An 18,934-nucleotide genomic window follows, 5' to 3' on the forward strand; every position below is an offset into this window, starting at 1 on the left:
GCCGCCACCAGGGCGACCTCGTTGATCAGAAAGAACCGGGGAGCGGGTTCGAGTCGTGCTCCGTCAGCGCCCGCCGAAAGCGGGCCAGTTGACTCCCCGAATGGCCAGCGGCGTACTCCTCGTACAACCGCGCCCACTCGGAGGCCTGGGGGGAGGGCTCGAACTTCTGCCCTCGAAAGACCGGGATGACGCCGCAGTGGCAGCCGTCATGCGCCCGGAAGCCAGCCGTGTCCTGCGCATACACCGAACCGCGGGCAGCCAGCAGCTTGCAGAACGCGCACGCGCCGAGCGCCGCAGACCGTGCCCACGCTGTCGCCTGCGCGTCCCGACGCACCGCGCCCAGAACCGTCGCCCGCCCGGTATCCGCAACCAGCTTCTGCGCGACGGCCTCCGCCTTCTTCTCAGCCTGGCCGAGACGTACCTCGACCGGCTGAAGCTGCGCTCCGGTTGCCGCGTCCGGGTCGCGGTCCCAGACGTCCTTGGCGGCCCACCGTAGGCTCACCTCGGTCTGCTCCGGTGTCGGCGGGTCTGCGACCGGCACGGTGAACGTGCCGGCGACTCTTGCCGCCTCCCGTTGGGCGTCGTAAAACTCGGCGCCCAACGCCGCTGATGTCTGCGCGTACTGGTCGACCACGGCCTGCATGGCCGTGAACCAGTCCGGCATCGATGCCCGCAGCCGGGCGGGAAGGATCAGCCGTCGCAGGCCTCGGACATCGCGCACCAGCAGACGGGTCAGGCCGAGCTGCGCGGCCCGGTACCGGTCGGCGTCCCGGCCCCCGTCAGAGACCGCCGTCGCCACCAGACACCTCCGCAGCCGTCGGCAAGCCGACCGCAGGCCGCTCGTTCACCGCGGCCAGCCGATCCAGCAGGCCGCCACCGGTAGCTGCCGCCGACGAGCGACGGCGGTCCACGGCAATCCGCTGCCGCTGACCCTCGGTGAACCCGGCCATCTCCAACGTGACGTCGGAGTCCGCCGGCAGGACACCTGCCTGGACCAGCTTGACGGTCGCGTCGACTTGCGCGGCCACCGTCGGGGTCGCCGGGTTCCGCCACACCGTTTCGATGCGGCGCGTGCTGTCCGGCGGCTCACCGTCACGAACCCAAAGGGCCAGCCGCATCGCCTGCTGCCATCCCGCACCGAACCGCCGGATCCGGCGCTCCGCCTTCTTCACCTGCCGGTTATCCGCGAACCGAATCGCGTCCGCTGACGCTGGATTGTCACTGCTGTAGCCCAGTACGTGCGGCGCCACCGACATCTGCGACGCCATAATCCTGGCATACAGGTCGATGAACTTCGTCATGCCCGACGGATCATGAGCAGCGAACTGACCCACGGTCGGAATGGCGCCGTCCTCGTCCCGCTCCAACGCCAGCACCCGGCCGATGTACGTCTCCCAGGCGGACTTGGCGTTGCCCTCCGCGTCCTGGAACGCCGACTCCGACGCACCCAGGATGTAGCGCTGCGGCGCCCCGTAGAACTCGGCGGCAACCTCCATGCCCATCAGCCGGCGGCACGCCGCATCCGTGATCGACATGACCTCCGGGGTGATCTCCGACTTGCCGACCCGGTCCGCGGTCCGCTGCCGATTCGCCAACCGAACCACCGGCACGACCCCCAGGCCGTGCATGTCCCGATCGACAACCTCCCAGCCACCCGACGGCGACGGCACAGCCATCACCGTCTGGTCCGGCAGATACAGGACCAGCATCCGCTCCTCGGGGCCCGACTCGACGAACGAGTCAGCGGCGCACTCGCGGAGCGCGGCCGTGCCCATCCGCAGGCGGGCATCCCACATCAGCGTCATGTCCAGCGGCGACTCAGCCGAGATCAAGGGCGGACAGTCGTCCCCACAGTCCCCCGCTCCGACCGCCAGATACTCGCGGCCGTACACCAGCGCATCCAGGTGCGCGAGGCTCGACTCGTCGAACAAGTCGTTCGCCTCGGCGATCTCCGTCAGCTCCGAAGCGTCAGCACCATCGGCCCAGCGGAACGCCTCCAAGTCGAGGCGCTCCTCCAGCGATTCGACACCGACCCGCGGCCAGCCGATCACCGTGTGCAAGCCACGGAGCTGCGGAGGGATAGAGATACCGAGGTCGCGGACCAGCTGCTCGCCGTTGAAGTAGGCGTCGCGCAACTTGAGTTCCCACCGGTCCCGCAGCATGTCCGCGCGAAGCACGTTGATCAGCGCGAGCTCGTCATCCGACAACGTCAGCAGCGGCAGGTCAGGAATCGAGACGGTCACCGCAACACCACCACCCGTCCCGACTTGCCGGTCTTCTTCTTGCCGAGCCCCTTGGCCATGGCGTCTACTCGGGCTTGCCATGCGAGGACAGCAGCAATGGCGGCGTCGATCTTCTTCGGACTGTCGGGGTGCTCTTTCATGATCTGGATACCGCTGCGCGACTCCCGCCGGCGAGAGTTCAGGATGTGCCTCGTCAGCACGCTCGACCCGTCGTGTGAAAGCTCCCCGTCGACGACGCTCGACCGGAACTTCTCCAGCGCGCGCACGATCTGATTGGAACGACCTCCGGTCATCCACCACTCGATCGGATGCTGAGTCGACGACTTGAGCTTCAGTCGGCGCCCGTGATCCGCCTCCCACTTCGCCACATGCGACTCCCACCTGGCCGGGTCCGCATACATGCCGACGACCTTGTACTCGCGGAACGCGTCCTCGACGGCTGCCAGCACCTCGACAGTGGGGACCTGCCAGTCCTGGCCAAAAGGCCCGTCAGGCTGCTCCCAGCAGCCGAGAAGGAAGAGATGACCGTCGGACACCCGGCAGCCGACCAAGGCGGTGGCGTCCGTGACGCCGCGGTTTCGTCGCCGCGAACCGTCGAAACCAAGGACAATCTCCTCGCCGCGACCGACGACCTTGTCGGCGGCGGCTACGCCAGCCCACTCGGGCTGCGAGATCCACGAGTCGGATGCGTGAGTGATCTGATTGAGGAAGTCGGCGCGGGCCGTCTGCGGGTCTGTACTCGGATCCCAGATCGTGGCAACGATCGTGTCCAGGTCGACGTGCCCGCCGTTACGGTCGGCCGAGTCGCCGTAGGTGTACGCCAAGCCAGCCGTAAGCGACTGGCGGTCCGTCATGTCGGTCTCAGGCGGGGCCTCGCGATGGTCGTAGTACAGCCCGTCATCCCGAGCCCGGCCCTCCCGGATCTTGGCCCAGAACGCCGCCGACTCCTCTGCTACCGATCCCTCTCCGGGAGTGAAGGCGTTTGGGGACTCGATGGTCGTACCGCCGACCTTCGCGGCGTTGATACGCATCGTCTCCGCTAGCCGGTTGCCGCGGTTCGAACGCACCCACTCCTCGGTCTGGTCCAGCACAGCGAAGACCGGCTTGTTGCCCTTCACTGTTCGAGCCGACGACGTGATCGGCTCGATCCTCCCCCGTGGCAGATTGACGAAAGTGTCCAGCGGCTCCAGGCCCGGATACTCGTCGATGACCGGCCCCTGCAGCATCTCCAGCAGCGGCGCCCACGTGTTCTTCGTCTGGGTCTCTGACACCGCGGCGATCTGCACCAGTGGTGTGCGCACCTCAGACCACGGCTTGCCGACAGGCTGTCCATCAGCGTCCCAGCCATCTGGGACCACCGGGCCGAGAGCCTCAACGATCGCCAGTGCTGCGAGGAAGGGGCTCTTCCCCCACCCGCGCGGGCGACTGATGACCCCTCGCCGGAAGCGTCGCTTTCCGGTACGTGGGTCGATCTCGTAGTAGCGGAGGACAAAATCCTCCTGCTCCGGATACAGCAGGAACGGCTCGTAGTCGCCTCGGTCCGGAGCTGCCAGCATCTCCGAGATCCAGTCGATGACCTCGAATCCGAGGGTCGGGACGGCTCCGGGCTCCGACGGCTTCCACGGCATGTCAGCTCCCCGTCGACTCCTCCGGTGGCGGAAGCGCACGAAGAACACCGCGGCGCTCCCTAGCCGACCGGCCACCCTCGGGCCTCTTGCTATCGGCTTCGTCGGCCTGCGCGAACTGCATCCGCAGTCGCGCCCTGTCCTCCGGAGTCGCGCCGAACTTCGCCACCCGCAGTCGCAGCTCCCCGGCCGCCGACATCTCCCCCGACCACAGCCGGGCATGCACGACAGCCGTGTCCAGGAGGAAGTCCCAGTCGGTCGACGAGAAGTGCTCCGCCTGGGGCGACGCCTTCCACATCTCCCACCAGTCCAGCGTCCTCGCCGGCCACGCGTACTCGACCAGATCGCCGTCCTTCATCACCGACAGGGTCGGGAGTTCGGGCGGCTCGGCCTGCTCGAAGCGCAGGATCGTCTGAGCGTGCGGGTCCTTGCTATGCCCAGCTCGCCGCCTCGGGTCCTTCGGCGCGGGTCCGCGGCCAGCCATGAGGCTCACCTCCGCCCGTCTGATCTCAAGATCCAAATTCCCCAGACCCAGGGCCGACCTCAGCGCGTATACGGCCCCGATCCCTGAAGATCGCGGGGAGGGGGCATGCCCCCGGGTGGATCATGGTGGAGCCGGCCGATCAGGATCCCTAGTTCGATCATGGAATTTCAGGCCTTGCCGATCTTGCTCATCTCGATCATGTTCGTGTGTTCGAACTCGCTTCGTTCGACTGATCGTTCGATCGAGCCTTCGCTCACTCGACCTTGATCCCGAACGTGCGATCGAGTCATGCCTCACCGCGACCACGACCTCAGGCCTGCCCGACCACGACCCCTAGGCCGGCGCCGCCCTGCCCCTCACCCGTACCGGTAGGCGGTGACGTCGAGGGTCTGGCCTGCCGCGACGAGGAGCCCTGCGGTGACGGTGACCGTGAGGCCGGCTGCCGTCTGGGTCCCTGCCTTAACGGTTGCTGTGGCCTTGCCGATCAGCCCTGAAGTCTGCGCGATGTCCACGCTGTACGTGCTGCTCGGCATGGGCATGGACCACGTGATGACCTGGTCGTAGCTGGCACCGAGCGCGATGAGAGGCAGCGTCGGAACGGCTCGCCTGATCGCAACGGTCTTGGCCTTGAGCGCTGCGACGTCTGTCTCCAGTGCTGTTGCCCTGCTGGCAACGGCTGCTGCTGCAGTGTTCGCCTGGTCGGCTTTGGTGCCGGCGGTTGAGGCTGCCGCCTGTGCTGCGGTTGCTGCGGCTTGGGCTGTCCCCGCTGCCGTGGCCGCACTGTCGGCCGTGGTCTTGGCGCTGGCAGCCGTGGTGTTGGCTGCGGTGGCTTTCGTGGCGGCGTCTTGTGCCGTGGTCTGCGCCGAGGTGGCCGCGTTCTGTGCAGAGCTCGCCGCGTTCTTCGCGGTGGCGGCGTCCGAAGTGGCTTGTCCGGCGGCCGTCTTGGCCGCCGCTGCGTCCTTGCTTGCCAAGTTGGCGGTCGACTGGGCGGTATCCGCCGCAGTCTTGGCGTCCCGCGCGTCGGTCTGGGCCGTGCTCGCTGTGGCCTTCGCCTGACTGGCGTCGGCCTTGGCGGCCGTGCTCGCGGTCTGCGCTTGGTCGGACTGCGCGAGGGCCTGTGCGGATGCGTTGCTCGCCGCGGTCGCCGTGGTGCTGGCCTGCTGGGCAAGGACTGTCGAATCCTGGGCGACACCGATTGCGGTGCTGGCCTTGTCGTAGGCGCCCTGGGCCTGGACACCTGCGGAGTCCGCGTCGGCTTGTGCTTCAGCGATGAGCGGCCGGAGGGCCGCGGTCGCCTCCTCGGCTTGGTCGATGAGGCCTTGGAGGCGGGCGTGTTCGATGCCGGCGTTCTGCTGGATGGGGGCGAGTTGGGCTGCGATGTCGCCGAGGGTGGCCATGCGCGTGGCTATCTCTGCGGCGAGCGCGTCCTGATCGGCCTTCTGTGCGGCGAGCCGCTCCGCGACCTCGGCGTTGTCGGCGAGTGCCGCGTTGGCGACGGTATCGACCATCGCTTTGGTGGCGGCGTCGGGCACCTTGGGGCTGTAGCTGGTGCGCCTCATGCCCGGGTCACCGACACCTTCGGCGTCCCGGCCGAGATCAGTTTGACGACGGTCGGGCCTGCGGTGGGCGGCTCGACTTGCGCGGAGCTGATGGCGGCGGGGAGGACGCGGGAGGCGCGGCCTTCGACGGCGGGGTCGCTGCCGTCGACGGTGAAGTAGATGGGCGCGGCGCCGTCGTGGGAGAGGACTTCGATCTCGTCGACGTCGTCGGGGAAGTGGATGGTGGTGACGGTGCCGGCGTCGAGGGTGACGCCGTGAACGCCCCACTCGTCGGCTTGGACGGTGTAGCTAGCCACGGCGTCCTCCGCGCATTGCCTTGGCGTGGGCGCTGGTGGTCATGCCGGTGGCGGCCATGTGCCGGAGCTGGCAGTAGCCCTTGGCGCGGGCGCCCATGTACTTGGAGAGCAGACGGTTACAGCGGGACCAGTCTCCGGGTGTGCCCCAGCGGATCTTGGCTGCGCCTTCGCCGCGGGTCCAGTAGTTGCGGAGGGTTTGGGCGTTGCCGCGGTTCTTGCGGCTTCCTCGACCCTTGCTGGCCACAGATCATCACTCCTTCTGCGGCGCGGGCTCCTGGTGTGCGGGTTCCTGTTCTTCGTCTACCCGTTGGATCTGGGCGCCCAGTCCTGCGGGGATGGCGAGGCAGATGCCGTCGGTGTCTTTGAAGACGGCCCATCCGTCGGTGATGACGAGGTGGAGGTGGGGGTCTTCGATGAGGACGTCTTCGCGTTTCTGGTCGCGCGGGTGGACGATCAGGTAGGCGGGCACGCGGTCTCGCCTTCGTATTCGACCTCGATCTGGTGTGGATCGCTGGCTCGCGCGGGCAGGGTCACGGTCACCTTGGCGTTCTCGGGCAGCATGAAGCCTGCTCGTTCAGCGAGGACGCCCGCGTAGTACGCGAGCTCATCGACGTTCGGGGCCTCGTCTTCGAGGTGGAGTGAGAAGCGGATGCTGGACATGGCGCGGGTCCTTAGAGGAGTCCGGGGTGCTGCTCGGCCGGCCGTGTCCGTCCGGGTCGTGGGTTGGCGCGCTGGGCGTCGTTCCCTTCCCGGCTGCTCTTCTGTGCGTGGCATTCGGCGCAGACGCCTTGGAGCTGCTTGTGGTCGTCGGTCTTGGCCTTGATGTGGTCGCAGTGCGTCGAGGGCCGAACGCCGCATAGAACGCAGGTCGGATTCTTGGCCAGCGTCTCGGCGCGAAGGCGGGCCCAGTTACTGGGCAGCCGGCTCTTACGGTCCGAGTTCTTCCAGCCGCCGCTCATCGCTACTCCTCGGGGCTGCGTTCGGTGTCACTGCCGAGTGCCCAGTTGGCGAAGCCGGTGCGTTGCCCGGTGGGGCTGCTGGCGACGACAACGCCGTACAGGCGGATGGCGGCTGCTTCGGCTTCGTCGAGTGCGCTGTCGCCTTGGGCTTCGACGGTGATCTCGCGGACGCCGTCGGACAGTTTGACGGTGACGTCAGGCATCGGTCGGCTTGGCGCGGAGATTGGCCACTTCAGCTTTCAACTCGGCGAGCTGGGCTACATGGTTGTCCCTGAGGCATTCGCTTGATCGTTTCATGCCTGCGAGGGTCTGCGCCGCCATGCTGAGGCGCTTCTCTGGTGTGACCTGGTTCCATCGCGCGATGAACTGTCCGGGGGTGGGTGCGACGTCGGGACTCCAGCCGGGTTCTTCGCCTGTACGAAGCCGCTCCAGTTCCTCTGCCTGCATGTTGCGTTCCTTGCGGATTGCGGCAGCGGCGTTGCGGATGTCGTCCCAGTCGCGGAGCGGGTCCATACCGAGCGCGTCGGTGAGCTCGCGTTTCCACTTGGCGAGCCGGTCCATGTCGCGGGCGATGTCGGTGCGCTCGTTGGCGGCCTCGACGGCGCGGGCGCGCAGTTCGTCGGCCTGTGTCCAGTTGACGGGCTTGCCAGCGATGGTCATCTCGTAGCGGGCATCCCCTGGCAGGTCGCCGCGTGCCGGGTCGAGGTACGCACTGGTGTCGTTGGCGGGGATCTCGACAGTCTCGGGCGTGACGATGACAGCTCGTGCCCCGATCTGCTGGGCGATGTCCCGCCAGTAGTCGCGGTACGGCACGTCCGGTCCGATGGCGACACGCTGCGGGACAGACTCGTCGACGACGAGCACGAACGGTGCCCGCTCATCGTTGGCGCCTTCGGGGAGTTCGAGGATCTGCAGGCGGGCCATCAGACGTCACCTCCGTCTACCGGAGGGAGGGCGGCGTTTTCGATGAGGTAGTTGCCAGCCTCAACGAGGAATTCACCGAGGGCTCGGTATACGTCTTCGGCATGGAGGGTAGTGCCACGGAGCGCAACGGAGAGGGTGCCGATGCGCCCGCCGATGGGGACGGCTCCGGGCAGGCAGGTTGTGACGTCTACGGGTGCTTCGATTTCTGCAGCCATGGCGCGGGCTCCTGGGTCAGAGGTCGTCTTCGGCGGCGATGACGATGCGGCGGGCGAACAGGGTCAGCGTGACCGTGACCGCTTCGTCCTCACTGATGTCGTGCACGCGGATCTTCGTGCCAGCCGGCATTGGGATCTCCACGCCGTTGATGCGCACTGCGCTCGGCACGAGGATTGGAGCGGCGCCTTCATGCCGGTCGATGATCTCGATGTCGGCGCCGCGTCGCTGGGGCGCCTCGTCCTTGCTGGTGTCGATGGCCATGGCGCGGGCTCCGTGGGGTCAGTGCGGGTCGATGGGCACGGTGACGAGTCGTAGCGGGTGGTCGCGCTCGTCGAGTGCCTGGAGTGTGAAGGTGAGCAGTGCGCGGAGCAGGGCTCGTTCCCGTGCGCTGCCGGGGAGCCCGCCGACCTGGTCGACGACGCCGATCGTCTGCCCGTCGGAGTGGCCGTAGACGAGGCTGACGGGGTTCGGCGCGTAGAGCTTGGCGTACTCCTGCGCGTACTCGTTGAGAGTGCGCATGAGGTCTTCGCCGTCGATGGCGTGGCAGAGGGAGCAGATCCGGACTGAGGCCGACGCGTGCGCGGGCTTGTTGTAGGACCAGGAGTGCTCGCAGAGACTCTGGGCGCTCATCGCCTGGTGTTCGGGCATGTCAGGGGAAGCCATGGGCGCGGGCCTTCCGTGGGGTTACTCGGCGGCTTCACGGCCGTCGAGGCTGTGGTGGGTGTAGACCCAGCCGTCGGATCCGTCACCCATCGGGCTGGGGCTGGGCGTGGGTCCGCACGGGCAGAGGTCGGTGAGGTCGCGGACGAGCAGGTCGTCGAGCGGGGCGACGTGGACTTCGTTGCCGCCGGTCTGCTTGGCCAGCCACTGCCCGCTCATGCGGCGAGCGCCCGCGCGATGCCTTCTTCGAGGCTGACGCGAGGCTGGTACACGTCGAGCATCCGCTTCGGGTCGCACACGCGGTGGTGGACGCCTTGGGGTGCGGTGGCGAGGTGCTTCAACTCGGGCTGGTAGCCGGCTGCGATAGTGACGAGGCCGGCGAGTTCGTCGAAGCTGGTCGCCCTGCCCCAGCCGATGTTCATCGGCCCGGTGGCGTCCTGGTCGACGGCTGCGAGGGTGGCGCCGACGAGATCCGAGATGTGCACCCAGTCGCGCGTGCTACTGCCGTCGCCCCAGATCTCGAACGGATCCTGCCGCTCGCGGGCCCGGCGGATGAACGCGGGGAACGGGTAGCAGTCGTCTTGATCTTCGCCGTAGCCGGAGAACGGCCGCAACGAGTGGACGCGGCAGCCTTCGGCTTCGGCGTACTGGGCGAGCTGCTCCCCCGCGAGCTTGGCGAGCCCGTAGGTCGCGTCGGGTCGTCCGGGCTGCTCGTAGTTGATGTCCGTCTCGACGAGCCGGTGGATCTCGCCGGGCTGCTGAAGCGCGACCGGGTAGGCGGCTGAGCTGGAGAAGTAGACGGCGCGCGGGGTGCCGGTGCGGATCAGCCACCGGAAGTACCAGGCGTCCAGCGCTAGATTGGTGGCGACCCCGAGCGGCGATCCGTCGATGCTGGCCCGGCCGCCGACGACTGCCGCGCAGTGAATGGCGAGGTCGTAGGGCCGCTGGTCGAAGCGGTACAGATCGAGTGCGTCGCGGCCGTCGATGAGGTCGACGCCGGTGACATCGTCGCCTCGCTCGTCGAGTGCGGCGTGCAGGTGGCGGCCGACGAAGCCCCGGTGGCCGGTGAGGAGAACGCGCATCAGCCGGCTGCCTTGACGGCCCGGTAGACGCCCCAAGGCAGGTGGCTGTCGATGGGCTCCAGTCCGATCCGCGCGCACGCCTCGTCCTGCTGTTCCTTGGACCAGGTGGTGACGCCGATCCAGCTGTCGGCTTCGGCGGGCTGGTCGCTGAGTGGCCAGTCGAGGACGAGGATCCCGCCGAGTTTCGTCGCGGCCCGCAGCTTGGCGACGATGTTGAGGCAGTCGCTGTAGCTGTGGTGGATGAGGACGGCGAGGCTGTAGACGGCGTCCATTCGGCGGCGGCCGAGGTGCTTGGCGATGCCGTCGGCGTCTGCGAGGACGGCGTCAGCGTCGGGGAGGCGTTCGGCGAGCCGTTCGAGCATGCGTGGCGAGGAGTCGACGGCGGTCACCTCGTAGCCGAGGACGGTCATGGGGATGGCGACGCGGCCGTCACCGCAGCCGAAGTCGAGCACCTTCGCCCCGTCGGGGATGACGGTGGCGAGCATCTCCGCCTGGTCCTGCCCGGACTCCCAGTACGCGTCTTCGGACACGCGGCGGAGCGGGTGAATCGCTTCGGGGTCGGCCTGATCCCAGGCCTGGATGACAGCTTCGGCGGTCACGCTGCCTCCTCGACGAGCTTCCGCAGCTTGACGAGGTCGGCTTCGAGCCCGCCGTTGTCGCGGTAGTCGATGTAGGCGGCGCCGTCAGCCTGGGAGCGTTCCGGGCTGTTGCAGTCCTCGTAGACGGCGTCGAGGCTGGCCTTCCCGGCGGCCGGGTGCAGGTGCTCGATGACCATGTCGTCGAGGTAGGTGATCCGTCCCATGCCCTTCCCCCAGTCGAGCCAGACGAGGTCGAGGCAGAGGTGGACGAGCTGTGGCGGCGCCATGTAGTCCAGCGTCGTGACGATGTCGGAGGTCATTGCGACGGCGGTGGCCATGGCTTGGCCTTGGAGCAGGTCGTTGCCGTAGACGATGCCGGGGCCGCCGGACAGGCACTCCCGGATCCGGGCGTCCCACGCCATCGTTGCGGCCCGGGGCCGGTGGTCGTCGCCCATGAAGGCGAGGTACCGGTAGTTGGGGGCGTTCTTCACCGCGGCCTGGTTGAGGGTGCCGCACAGCCGCTTCCGCGCCCAGAACACAAACCGCACCCGCTGGTCGTCGGCGAGATCCTTCGCCAGCGCCTTGTACGCGGCAAGCTCCGGATCGTCCTTGTCGACACAGAACAGCAGGTCGGCGGTCGCCCCGGTGTCGTCCCACGCCTGCACGATCTCGGGCACGGCCTGGGGTCGGCCGCGGGTGGGGATGATGACGAGCAGGTCGTCGGCCATGGCGCGGGCTCCTCAGTTGATCGTGAAGCGCGGGGATTTGATGACGGGCCGCTCTGGTGGGGCCTGGATGCGCACCCAGGTCCGGTAGGTGCCGGGTCCGGGGTCGATGGCGCCGTCGGGGCCGATGAGGATCATCGCGACGTGATGCCCGTTGTCGGTGCCCCAGGCGGCGGCATGCCAGTCGCCTGGCTCGGGCCGTTCACCGTCTTCGAGGACGGCGACCTCGACCGTGTATCCGGCGGGGTCGCCGCTGCCCGCGGTGACGGGGGTCATCAGATATTCGCTGCTCTCGCGTTCCACCAGACCCCCTACGTGTGCGGCTGCTGCGCTCTCCAGGAGCTGTACGGCGCGCCGGCTTCATGCCGGGGGCGGAGGGTTCCTGCGGCCCAGCGGGTGCGGGGGGCTCCGGCGGTGAGCGTGTCGAGTTGTTCGACGGGCCCGGGTCCGGTGACGCCGCCTGCCGCGATGAGGGCTGCGAGGACGGCGAGTTGGCCGGTGATTTTCCGCGTGACGGCGGGGGTTGCGCTCGTCGTCGCTGTGACGGCGAGGCTGGCTGTGCTGGTGACGGCGACAGTCCCGCTGGCGGCCAGGCTCGCGGTGGCGGTGAGCGCGGCGGATCCGTCGCCTGCAGCGGTAACGGTTCCGTCGGCGGTTGCCGTTGCGGTCGCCGCGAGTTGCGCGCCACCCGCGGTGGCAAGGTCACCGTGGGCGGTCGTGCCCGCGCTGACGTCCAGAGTGTCCGCGGGGGCGGAGGTGCCGAGCGCACCTTCGGCTGCTGTCCCCGCGGTAGCTGTGAGGCTCCCGCCGCTGGCCGTTGCGCGGGTTCCCGCTGCCGCCGCGGTAGCAGTGGCGTCGAGGAGTCCGTTGCCGGCTGCCGCGGTTTGGCCGTCGGCGATGAGGCCAGCGGTTGCCGTGAGGCTGGCCGACGATTCGCCTGCCGCGCTGACCGCGCCTGCCGCAGTGGCGGTCGCGGTGGCCGCGAGTACGGCGGCGGCCTGGCTGGACGCTGCCCCGCCGGCTGCCGCTGTCGCGACGGCGGTCAGGTCTGCCGAGCCTTGTGCGGCTCGAATTCCGTCGCTGGTGGCGGTCGCGGTCGCCGCGAGGTCTGCGGTGCCGGTTCGGCCGGGAACGCCCGAGGCGGCCAGGCCTGCCACGGCTGCGAGTTCTCCGCCCGCTGTTGCCGCGACTGTGCCGCTGGCGGATCCGGTTGCGGCGGCGGTGAGGCTGCCAGCCCCGGTCGCTGCACGGTCGCCGCTGCTCGTGGCGGTGGCCGTGACGGCCAGGTCGCCGGCGAGGTCGCGCCCGACGCTGCCGCTGGCCGCGATGGTTGCTGTACCCGCGAGGCTGCTCGCTCCGGTGCCTGCGACGGCTCCTGCCGAGGTCGCTGTGCCGGTGGCCGCGAGTGCTGCCTGGCCGCTGGCCGCCCTGGCGCCTGCGCTGCTCGTCGTCGCAGTGACCGCGAGGCTTCCTACTCCGACCGTGCTGGTGGTACCAGCCGCTGTCGGTGCGGCCGTGGCGGCGAGTGTTGCTGCCCCTGCCGCTGCGGTCATTCCGGCTGCTGTCGGGGATGCGGTGGCGGTGAGCGTGCCAGCGCTGGCCGTTGCAGACGACCCGGCGGCCGTGAGGGCTGCGGTCGCGGCGAGCGTGGCGGCACCGGCCGCGTCGCGGGTACCGGTCGCACTGCTGACGGCGGTTGCCGCGAGGGTGGCGCTGCCTGCCGCGGCAACGGCCCCTGAGGCGGATGCGGTTGCTACTGCGGCGAGGCTTCCACCAGCCGCTGTCGCCCGCTGTCCTGTTGCGGTGGGGCTGGCGGTCGCGGCGAGCGTCCCGCTGCCCGAGCCGCCGAGAGCGCCGGTTGCTGTCGCGGTGGCGGCGCCGGTGAGGCTTCCGTCGCCGGTGACCGCGTTGACGGGCACGTACTCGACGAGCGCCCACGCGGTGGAGATGCGGCGGGTAGTGGTCTGAGAGGTGTTGGAGCGGTAGCCGATCTGCGCGTTGGCGAGGGTGGCTGCCGTCCAGGCGGTGCTGGTCTGCGGATTGCTGTAGGCGGTGAGCTGGTACAGGCGGGGGACGGCCGCTTTGTGCGTCGACCAGCCGTTGACGTTGACGGAAGTCGACGCGGATTCGGAGACGGTGCCGCCGGACTGGCCTTTGATGCGGGTGACGATGCTCGCTGCGGTGGTGGCGTTGGAGCCGATCCGCACGCCGACGGAGACGAGGCTGATCGCGTCGGAGGCGCCGATCCCTGCGCTAGTCGGGGAGGTGAGGGTGAAGTCGTCGATCGTGGTGGTGCCCGTGGCGATCGTCGAGTTGTAGCTGGTCGCGTCGTTGGGCGTGACTTCGTTGACGCGGGTCCAGTTGTTCGCGGCGCCCGCGGTGCCGCCGACGACGGTGGCGAAGCCGTTGTTGTCGCCCTGCCCTGCGGGCTGGAGGTGGACCACGGTGCCGGGGCCGGGGAGGCCGGTCTGTGCCGTGCCCGTCGTGTCGTTGACGGCGATGTCGTCGATGCAGATGTCCAGCGAGTTCGCTGACTGGAGGGCGCCGGCACGGACGCGACTGAACCCGTTGATGTTGGTGCACATCTGGTCGCTGACCAGGGTGCCGTCGATGTACAGCTTGAACGCGGAGGTCCCGGCCGTGATCGTGCCCGCGACGTCGTTGAAGTCCGCTTCGATCCGGTACCACTGGCCGATGCTGAGCGGGCTGGTGGCGGAGCCGAGGTCACTGCTGGCCTGATCGTCGCGGAGGACCAGGCTGCCGTCGGTCTTCAGCCGGATCATGCCGGGGAAGTAGCCGGACTGGCCGATCCCGTACACATTGCAGTCGGCGGCCGGGAGCGCGTTGATGTACAGGTAGAAGCGGTGGAATGTCCGCATGACGACACCGCTGGTCAGCTGGTGCTCGATGTAGGACGTGCCCGCGGTCGGGGTGACGCGCAGGGAGGCCGCGCCGCCGCGGTGGATGCTGGTGGAGATGGCCGGTGAGCCGCCGACGGTGTTGACGTCCTGCGTCTCGACGAGGGCTGTCACGGACTGGAGCTCGAAGCCGCACGTCCACATCCGCGCCACGGCGACCTCCCGACGGTCAGGCCGCGGTCAGGATCAGGAGGCCTGCGGTGAGAGGGAGAGGCTGAGCGACGTCGCCGTGAACGTGTCGCCCGACGACCACGCCTTCGACGAGCTGAGGGCGACGGAGAACAGGAACGTGCCGCCGGAGGCTGCGGACCATACGGAGATGTCGGTGATCGTCTCGCTGGTGCCGCCGTTCGTCCACGACGGGTTAGTGCCGGTGAGGGCGAGCGCGGACCCGGACGAGGACGCGGCGAACGTGAAGACGGGCCGGGTCGTCGAGCCGGCGGACACCGCGGTGGTTCCGGCCGCCCCGGGGTTCGCGGTGTGGATCTGCGCGTAGGTGGTGATCGGCCCATAGGCCGCGCCGGCCGTCCGCAGGGTGTTGAGCCAGCTGGATACCAGGGAGGTGGAGAGGCCCTCAGCCATCGGTGTTCGTCTCCTCTGTGTCGGGAGACGCGTCGGCCTCCGGCTGCGGGGGGTGGGTGACTTCGCCCTCGGCGTGGAGGGTGATCGTGATCGTGTGCGTGTCGGCCACGGCGGCCTCCGTTCGCGTGAGTTCCGCTGGGGACGTTCGGGGAGCGCCGCCGTTCCGGAGTCGAACCGGGACTGGCCAGCTGTGGACGACAGCCCTCGTCTGCCGACGACGTCCCGGCTTAGCGGTCCCGCCGCCCGGCGCTGGGGGCGTAAGAGGCGGCGGGACGATCAGGGGTGTGGGCCTCGGGCGGCGCCAGAGAATGGGAGCTCGGTGGCGTCAGCGGATCCGAGGTCGTGCTCGGCGACGTGGTCACGCACGACCGCCAGGTCGAACGAGAGGTACATCGTCGAGCCGGACTGGCCCGCGAACGGGACAGCGGACACGGGGATATCGAGGCCTGCGGCACAGACGGGACAGGTGATCGTGCTGGTTCCGACTGCTGCCACGGTCTGCCTCCCATGTGTTGTGCGTCCGCCCCAGACCCCCACAGGACTGGGGCGGACGAGGGGGCCGAGCGCGTGGCGCTTCAAGGCCCGGCCTGCGCGACCACCCGCGCAGGGGCTTTCAGGCGGCGTGAGCGTCTGCCTCGCGCGCCGGGATTTTCGGGGGCGGCGTGGGGGTGATGACCCGCTGGGTTTCCTTGTCCCGTTCAGCGGGATCGATCTCCATCAGGTCGTACCGGGCGTTGCGGCCCTTGCCGTAGACCTTGATGCGCCCTTCGGATGCCCAGCGCCAGATCGTGCCGACGGGACGGCCGGTCCAGTAGGCGGCGTCTGCTGCGGTAGCGAGTGCGATGGAGGGCACGGTCACCTCCGGGAACGACGAAGGCCACCCGGTGCCGGGTGGCCTCAGCGCGAAGTTCTGCTATCTGAGCAGATGATCGCTTCGGTGATCGGGTTTTGTCAACCCACCGATGTCAACAGCCCCTCACGCCACGTTGCGGCGTTTCTCCGTCAGAGACTTGAGGTCCGCCAGGAGGTACAGCTTGGTGCCGCTGGAGTCTTTCAGTAGGTGATGCAGCTTGCCTCTATGGACCCAGACGTGAGCGGTACCAAGCCTGATGCCGAGGGCGCGAGTCCCGGCTTCCAGCGTGACCAGGTGTGGGGTCATCGGTACGTCGGGAAGCCGCAACCGTCCGGGCTTTTGAGCGAGGTTGGCCAGTGTTGGCCAGCTCGGGTCGGGCGACCCGTGTGCGGAACGGACGGCTTCGATGTGCGCGTCGAGGATTTCGTCGCGGTGGAAGTACTCGGCTCCACGGCTGATCCGAAGGGCTTTGAACTCCTCGTGCCTCGCCGCCTCTTCGGGACGTCCGCCCGGCTCCCACGCAAGGACAGCATCAGGGATGAGATTCCCGAAGCGCTTATGCGGCTGCGAGGTGTATCCGATCTTCACTAGCGACCCGCGCTGCGCGTAGTAGACGATCGACTCCGGGAAACGGCTGGGCTGCCGGTCCGCTTCATTCTGTAGATGGCGCGCATGCTTGCCGCGTCCCTCTTTGATGGCCTCGGCGATCGTCTCGCTGTCGAACTCTCCGCCCTCGCGTCGGATCCTCTGAAGTTCTGCCGCGATGAACATGAACGCCGGATCGCTCTGGTCGACTACGCCGATGAGGCTCTGAACGCTTGGGCGCACACCCGCCGACGCGGTTTCCGCTCTCCCGTATGGGCGGGCTAGTGGGGCCTTGCGGTTACTCTGAACCATGTCGATCTGCTTTCTCCAGGTCGGCCACGCCCCGGGATCGGTCGCACGATCGCCGGGGTCTCAACTGCCCCAATTCTACCGTCCTTTGGATCTATTCGGCGGGATTCGCGCAGGTCAACGGACGGATGCCGTGTCGCTACGTGGAGCGTTCCGGCAGATCCAGAACAGCAGTGCGGACAGTCCGCAGATTCCAACGGCGCAGATGATCAATCCGATGCCGCCGATGATGTGTTCCAGGTCGCCCCAGAAGTAGCTGACGCCGAGGGCGCCGACGCCCAGCCCGAGCAGGCACGTCAATACGGAAAGCACGCATCCGGCGATGTTCGACCCGCTCACGGCGCCCACTCCTCGCCCTTGTGGTCGGGGTGCCCGGCGAACGGTTGGGCGAGCAGACGCAGGGTTCGGCAGGGGTGGCGCTGCGGAGTGCTGCCGCCATGGGTGGGGTACCCCCACCGCCCGTCAACGCAGGTGCCGCAGCTCCCGTCATTCACGTCTGGGTGCTCTTCGATCAGTGCGAGCTTGGCGTCGAGGTCGGCGATGACGTCGGGGTCGGGTGCTGGCTCCTCGAACTGGGTCATGACCGACGCCTCATGGACCTCGTGACCGCACGGGTCGAAGGACCCGAGTGGCCAGCCGATGGATTGGCCGCCCAGGGAGGTCGTCATGCCCGACGTCGGGCGGGAGCAGACCGGGCAGCACGCTCCGGGCTCCCATGTGCCCCGCACGATCCGCTGCTGACGGTCGCGGGCTTCGGCATACCGGGCGCGCAGAAAGTCGGTGATCTCGCTCATATGGCGGCTCGTGGCAACCAGACCCATGCGGCCGGTTCAAGGTCGGGGTCGTCGTCAGCGCTGTCGAACCACGAGTCGAGGCACACCTTGCAGAGGGGAAACCAGTAGCCCGAGCTGGTCTTCCATCGGGCGACCGTGGGGCCACAGCTGCCGAGATTGATGACGCAGTTCACGCCGCTGCCTCTTCCGTCGGCAACGCCCAGCAGGCATCAGTGCAGTCGCGCCCCTCGTGTGGCAGCCCGCCCTCGCTCATCTCCTCGAAGGAGACGGTCCGCATCGCCTGGAGGCACCAGGCGCCCTTGGGTGTAAGCCATGCGCCGTTGACGCTCGATCCGTGCTCGGTCAGCTCGGCCACGTCGATGACGGACATGATGATGTGGTGCGCCGCGCCACCGCCGGTGAGGGTTTCCGCTAGCCGCCAGCCTTCATTCTCGTAGTAGGGGGCGAGCGAGAGGAGGTCGCGGACCAGCACGTAAGCCTCGTCGGGGTTACCGCAGCCGCAGAGTCCGAGGTCTTCGTAGAAGATCCTGTTCAGATGGTCGCGGACCGCTTCATCCACGCTCATGCCGCTACCCCCGCCGCTTCGGCGAGTACGGCGTCTTGTGCGGCCCGGAGTTCCCGCCACTCCCCCAGCGTCTCCCACCGCTGCCCGCAGGTGTCGCAGTGGACGCGGTGGCTGTCGGCGCGGGCGGTGAGCGGCTTCCAGCAGAGTTGCCCGTCGGGCCGGGCCGGGCAGTTGCCGATTTTGACGCGGCCGGGGCGGCGGACGTCGTTGACGATCGCCGCGCACTCGGCGTGCAGCTTCCGCAGGTCGTCGATGTCTTGGCCGACTGAGTCGTAGGAGTCGGCAGCCCACGGCAGATTGTTGAGCAGGAACGTCACCAGATGCGGGACCGTTTGTGCCGCACTGCCGCGCCAGGGTGCGACGGTCCAGCCGAGGGCCTGCCGCCACGAGTCCTCGACCGCCGACAGCCTGGCCGCGACACCGCCGGGCCCGACGAGGGAGAGTACTTCGAGGCGGGGCGGGATCGGCGGCGTCTTCGTCCCCGAACTTCCCCCGCCTGTCCGGGAGGCGCCCCGCATCAGTGCGGCCGTCGTGTTCAGGCGCTGGAAGAGGGCGGGGAGTTCGGTGAGCCGCACGCGGGTCTTGTCTTCACAGGGCCGGCATATCTGGCGGCCGAGCTCGTCGGCCCACAACTGGTGGGCCCGGGTTCCGTCGGCGGGTCCGGCGGCGCAGGTCGGCCATTCGTATCCGTCGTCGGGGGTGGGGTGGTCGTGCATCGTGCGGCTCCTCGGCGGTGGTACGGGAAGCAGTGACGCTAGGGCCAATGGTGCCCTATGTGACCGACAAGCCGGGCCAATGGCCCTGTCCTAGTCCTCATTGGGGCCGGCTTGGCGTCGCGCCGTGTAGTAGGTGAGGGCGGCACGTTGCCGGCGGCTCGCTGTCTGTCCGGTCGCGAGGTATCGGACGAGCACCCAGAAGCGGGCGGTGAATCGCTTGAGGCGTTCCATCTGTGAGGCCCTCTCGGATCGTTGGTGCAT

Annotated in this window: 28 protein-coding genes; all 28 read right to left on the reverse strand. The window is 68.6% G+C overall.

The genetic code is table 11. From position 1 onward, the window contains the following. Positions 1-25: 25 nt before the first annotated feature. The gene (locus B0675_RS39850) at positions 26-799 is read right to left on the reverse strand and encodes a hypothetical protein (protein ID WP_081224709.1); all 774 of its coding nucleotides are present in this window, start codon (positions 797-799) and stop codon (positions 26-28) included. Beyond that, complete coding sequence (locus B0675_RS39855; RefSeq protein WP_107483001.1) at positions 780-2,243, reverse strand: phage portal protein; 1,464 nt, start codon at positions 2,241-2,243, stop codon at positions 780-782. The genes B0675_RS39850 and B0675_RS39855 overlap by 20 nt, the downstream gene beginning before the upstream one ends. Then, positions 2,240-3,871 carry a terminase gene (locus B0675_RS39860; protein ID WP_081224711.1) on the reverse strand — a complete coding sequence of 544 codons (1,632 nt, stop codon included), beginning with the start codon at positions 3,869-3,871 and terminating at the stop codon, positions 2,240-2,242. The genes B0675_RS39855 and B0675_RS39860 overlap by 4 nt, the downstream gene beginning before the upstream one ends. Position 3,872: 1 nt before the next feature. Then, positions 3,873-4,352, reverse strand: a complete 480-nt coding sequence (locus B0675_RS39865; protein WP_081224804.1) for a hypothetical protein — start codon at positions 4,350-4,352, stop codon at positions 3,873-3,875. Positions 4,353-4,708: 356 nt separating this feature from the next. Next, the gene (locus B0675_RS39870) at positions 4,709-5,911 is read right to left on the reverse strand and encodes a hypothetical protein (RefSeq protein ID WP_081224712.1); all 1,203 of its coding nucleotides are present in this window, start codon (positions 5,909-5,911) and stop codon (positions 4,709-4,711) included. Beyond that, positions 5,908-6,207: a hypothetical protein gene (locus B0675_RS39875; protein ID WP_081224713.1), complete on the reverse strand. Its 300-nt coding sequence runs from the start codon at positions 6,205-6,207 to the stop codon at positions 5,908-5,910. Before B0675_RS39875 ends, B0675_RS39870 begins: the two co-directional genes overlap by 4 nt. After that, on the reverse strand, positions 6,200-6,451 hold the full coding sequence (locus tag B0675_RS39880) for a hypothetical protein (RefSeq protein ID WP_081224714.1): 252 nt from the start codon (positions 6,449-6,451) through the stop codon (positions 6,200-6,202). Before B0675_RS39880 ends, B0675_RS39875 begins: the two co-directional genes overlap by 8 nt. Positions 6,452-6,457: 6 nt before the next feature. After that, positions 6,458-6,676 carry a hypothetical protein gene (locus B0675_RS39885; RefSeq protein ID WP_081224715.1) on the reverse strand — a complete coding sequence of 73 codons (219 nt, stop codon included), beginning with the start codon at positions 6,674-6,676 and terminating at the stop codon, positions 6,458-6,460. Continuing rightward, a complete protein-coding gene (locus B0675_RS39890; protein ID WP_081224716.1) occupies positions 6,661-6,867 on the reverse strand; it encodes a hypothetical protein in 207 nt (68 codons plus the stop codon). Before B0675_RS39890 ends, B0675_RS39885 begins: the two co-directional genes overlap by 16 nt. An 11-nt stretch (positions 6,868-6,878) precedes the next feature. Next, a complete protein-coding gene (locus B0675_RS39895; RefSeq protein ID WP_081224717.1) occupies positions 6,879-7,166 on the reverse strand; it encodes an endonuclease in 288 nt (95 codons plus the stop codon). A gap of 2 nt (positions 7,167-7,168) precedes the next feature. After that, positions 7,169-7,369 carry a hypothetical protein gene (locus B0675_RS39900; RefSeq protein ID WP_081224718.1) on the reverse strand — a complete coding sequence of 67 codons (201 nt, stop codon included), beginning with the start codon at positions 7,367-7,369 and terminating at the stop codon, positions 7,169-7,171. Next, on the reverse strand, positions 7,362-8,090 hold the full coding sequence (locus B0675_RS41790) for a hypothetical protein (protein WP_206602759.1): 729 nt from the start codon (positions 8,088-8,090) through the stop codon (positions 7,362-7,364). Before B0675_RS41790 ends, B0675_RS39900 begins: the two co-directional genes overlap by 8 nt. Beyond that, on the reverse strand, positions 8,090-8,305 hold the full coding sequence (locus B0675_RS41195) for a hypothetical protein (RefSeq protein WP_143661179.1): 216 nt from the start codon (positions 8,303-8,305) through the stop codon (positions 8,090-8,092). The genes B0675_RS41790 and B0675_RS41195 overlap by 1 nt, the downstream gene beginning before the upstream one ends. A 16-nt stretch (positions 8,306-8,321) precedes the next feature. Continuing rightward, the gene (locus B0675_RS39910) at positions 8,322-8,567 is read right to left on the reverse strand and encodes a hypothetical protein (RefSeq protein WP_081224719.1); all 246 of its coding nucleotides are present in this window, start codon (positions 8,565-8,567) and stop codon (positions 8,322-8,324) included. A gap of 18 nt (positions 8,568-8,585) precedes the next feature. After that, positions 8,586-8,969, reverse strand: coding sequence for a hypothetical protein (locus B0675_RS39915; protein ID WP_143661180.1), 384 nt, complete (start codon positions 8,967-8,969; stop codon positions 8,586-8,588). Between the two features lie 21 nt (positions 8,970-8,990). Then, the gene (locus B0675_RS39920; RefSeq protein ID WP_081224721.1) at positions 8,991-9,185 is read right to left on the reverse strand and encodes a hypothetical protein; all 195 of its coding nucleotides are present in this window, start codon (positions 9,183-9,185) and stop codon (positions 8,991-8,993) included. After that, complete coding sequence (locus B0675_RS39925) at positions 9,182-10,048, reverse strand: NAD-dependent epimerase/dehydratase family protein (protein WP_081224722.1); 867 nt, start codon at positions 10,046-10,048, stop codon at positions 9,182-9,184. The genes B0675_RS39920 and B0675_RS39925 overlap by 4 nt, the downstream gene beginning before the upstream one ends. After that, positions 10,048-10,647: a class I SAM-dependent methyltransferase gene (locus B0675_RS39930; protein WP_081224723.1), complete on the reverse strand. Its 600-nt coding sequence runs from the start codon at positions 10,645-10,647 to the stop codon at positions 10,048-10,050. The genes B0675_RS39925 and B0675_RS39930 overlap by 1 nt, the downstream gene beginning before the upstream one ends. Further along, positions 10,644-11,354 (reverse strand): hypothetical protein, encoded by a 711-nt coding sequence (locus B0675_RS39935; RefSeq protein WP_081224724.1) that lies wholly within the window; start codon positions 11,352-11,354, stop codon positions 10,644-10,646. The genes B0675_RS39930 and B0675_RS39935 overlap by 4 nt, the downstream gene beginning before the upstream one ends. Before the next feature lie 12 nt (positions 11,355-11,366). Next, positions 11,367-11,654, reverse strand: coding sequence for a hypothetical protein (locus tag B0675_RS39940; protein WP_081224725.1), 288 nt, complete (start codon positions 11,652-11,654; stop codon positions 11,367-11,369). Between the two features lie 8 nt (positions 11,655-11,662). Beyond that, on the reverse strand, positions 11,663-14,422 hold the full coding sequence (locus tag B0675_RS39945; protein WP_081224726.1) for a hypothetical protein: 2,760 nt from the start codon (positions 14,420-14,422) through the stop codon (positions 11,663-11,665). Positions 14,423-14,455: 33 nt separating this feature from the next. Further along, positions 14,456-14,851, reverse strand: coding sequence for a hypothetical protein (locus B0675_RS39950; protein WP_081224727.1), 396 nt, complete (start codon positions 14,849-14,851; stop codon positions 14,456-14,458). A 613-nt stretch (positions 14,852-15,464) separates the two neighbouring features. Then, a complete protein-coding gene (locus tag B0675_RS39955) occupies positions 15,465-15,704 on the reverse strand; it encodes a DNA-binding protein (RefSeq protein ID WP_241540212.1) in 240 nt (79 codons plus the stop codon). 123 nt (positions 15,705-15,827) lie between these two features. Beyond that, positions 15,828-16,601, reverse strand: coding sequence for a GIY-YIG nuclease family protein (locus tag B0675_RS39960; RefSeq protein WP_143661181.1), 774 nt, complete (start codon positions 16,599-16,601; stop codon positions 15,828-15,830). Positions 16,602-16,715: 114 nt separating this feature from the next. Continuing rightward, entirely contained in the window at positions 16,716-16,937 is a 222-nt protein-coding gene (locus B0675_RS39965) for a hypothetical protein (RefSeq protein ID WP_081224730.1), read from the reverse strand. Further along, positions 16,934-17,392, reverse strand: a complete 459-nt coding sequence (locus B0675_RS39970) for a DUF6221 family protein (protein WP_081224731.1) — start codon at positions 17,390-17,392, stop codon at positions 16,934-16,936. The genes B0675_RS39965 and B0675_RS39970 overlap by 4 nt, the downstream gene beginning before the upstream one ends. Positions 17,393-17,561: 169 nt before the next feature. After that, a complete protein-coding gene (locus B0675_RS39975; protein WP_143661182.1) occupies positions 17,562-17,957 on the reverse strand; it encodes a hypothetical protein in 396 nt (131 codons plus the stop codon). Then, entirely contained in the window at positions 17,954-18,673 is a 720-nt protein-coding gene (locus B0675_RS39980; RefSeq protein WP_081224733.1) for a hypothetical protein, read from the reverse strand. The genes B0675_RS39975 and B0675_RS39980 overlap by 4 nt, the downstream gene beginning before the upstream one ends. Positions 18,674-18,934 lie beyond the last annotated feature (261 nt).

The organism is Streptomyces sp. M41(2017) (assembly GCF_002078175.1).
Lineage (GTDB): Bacteria > Actinomycetota > Actinomycetes > Streptomycetales > Streptomycetaceae > Streptomyces.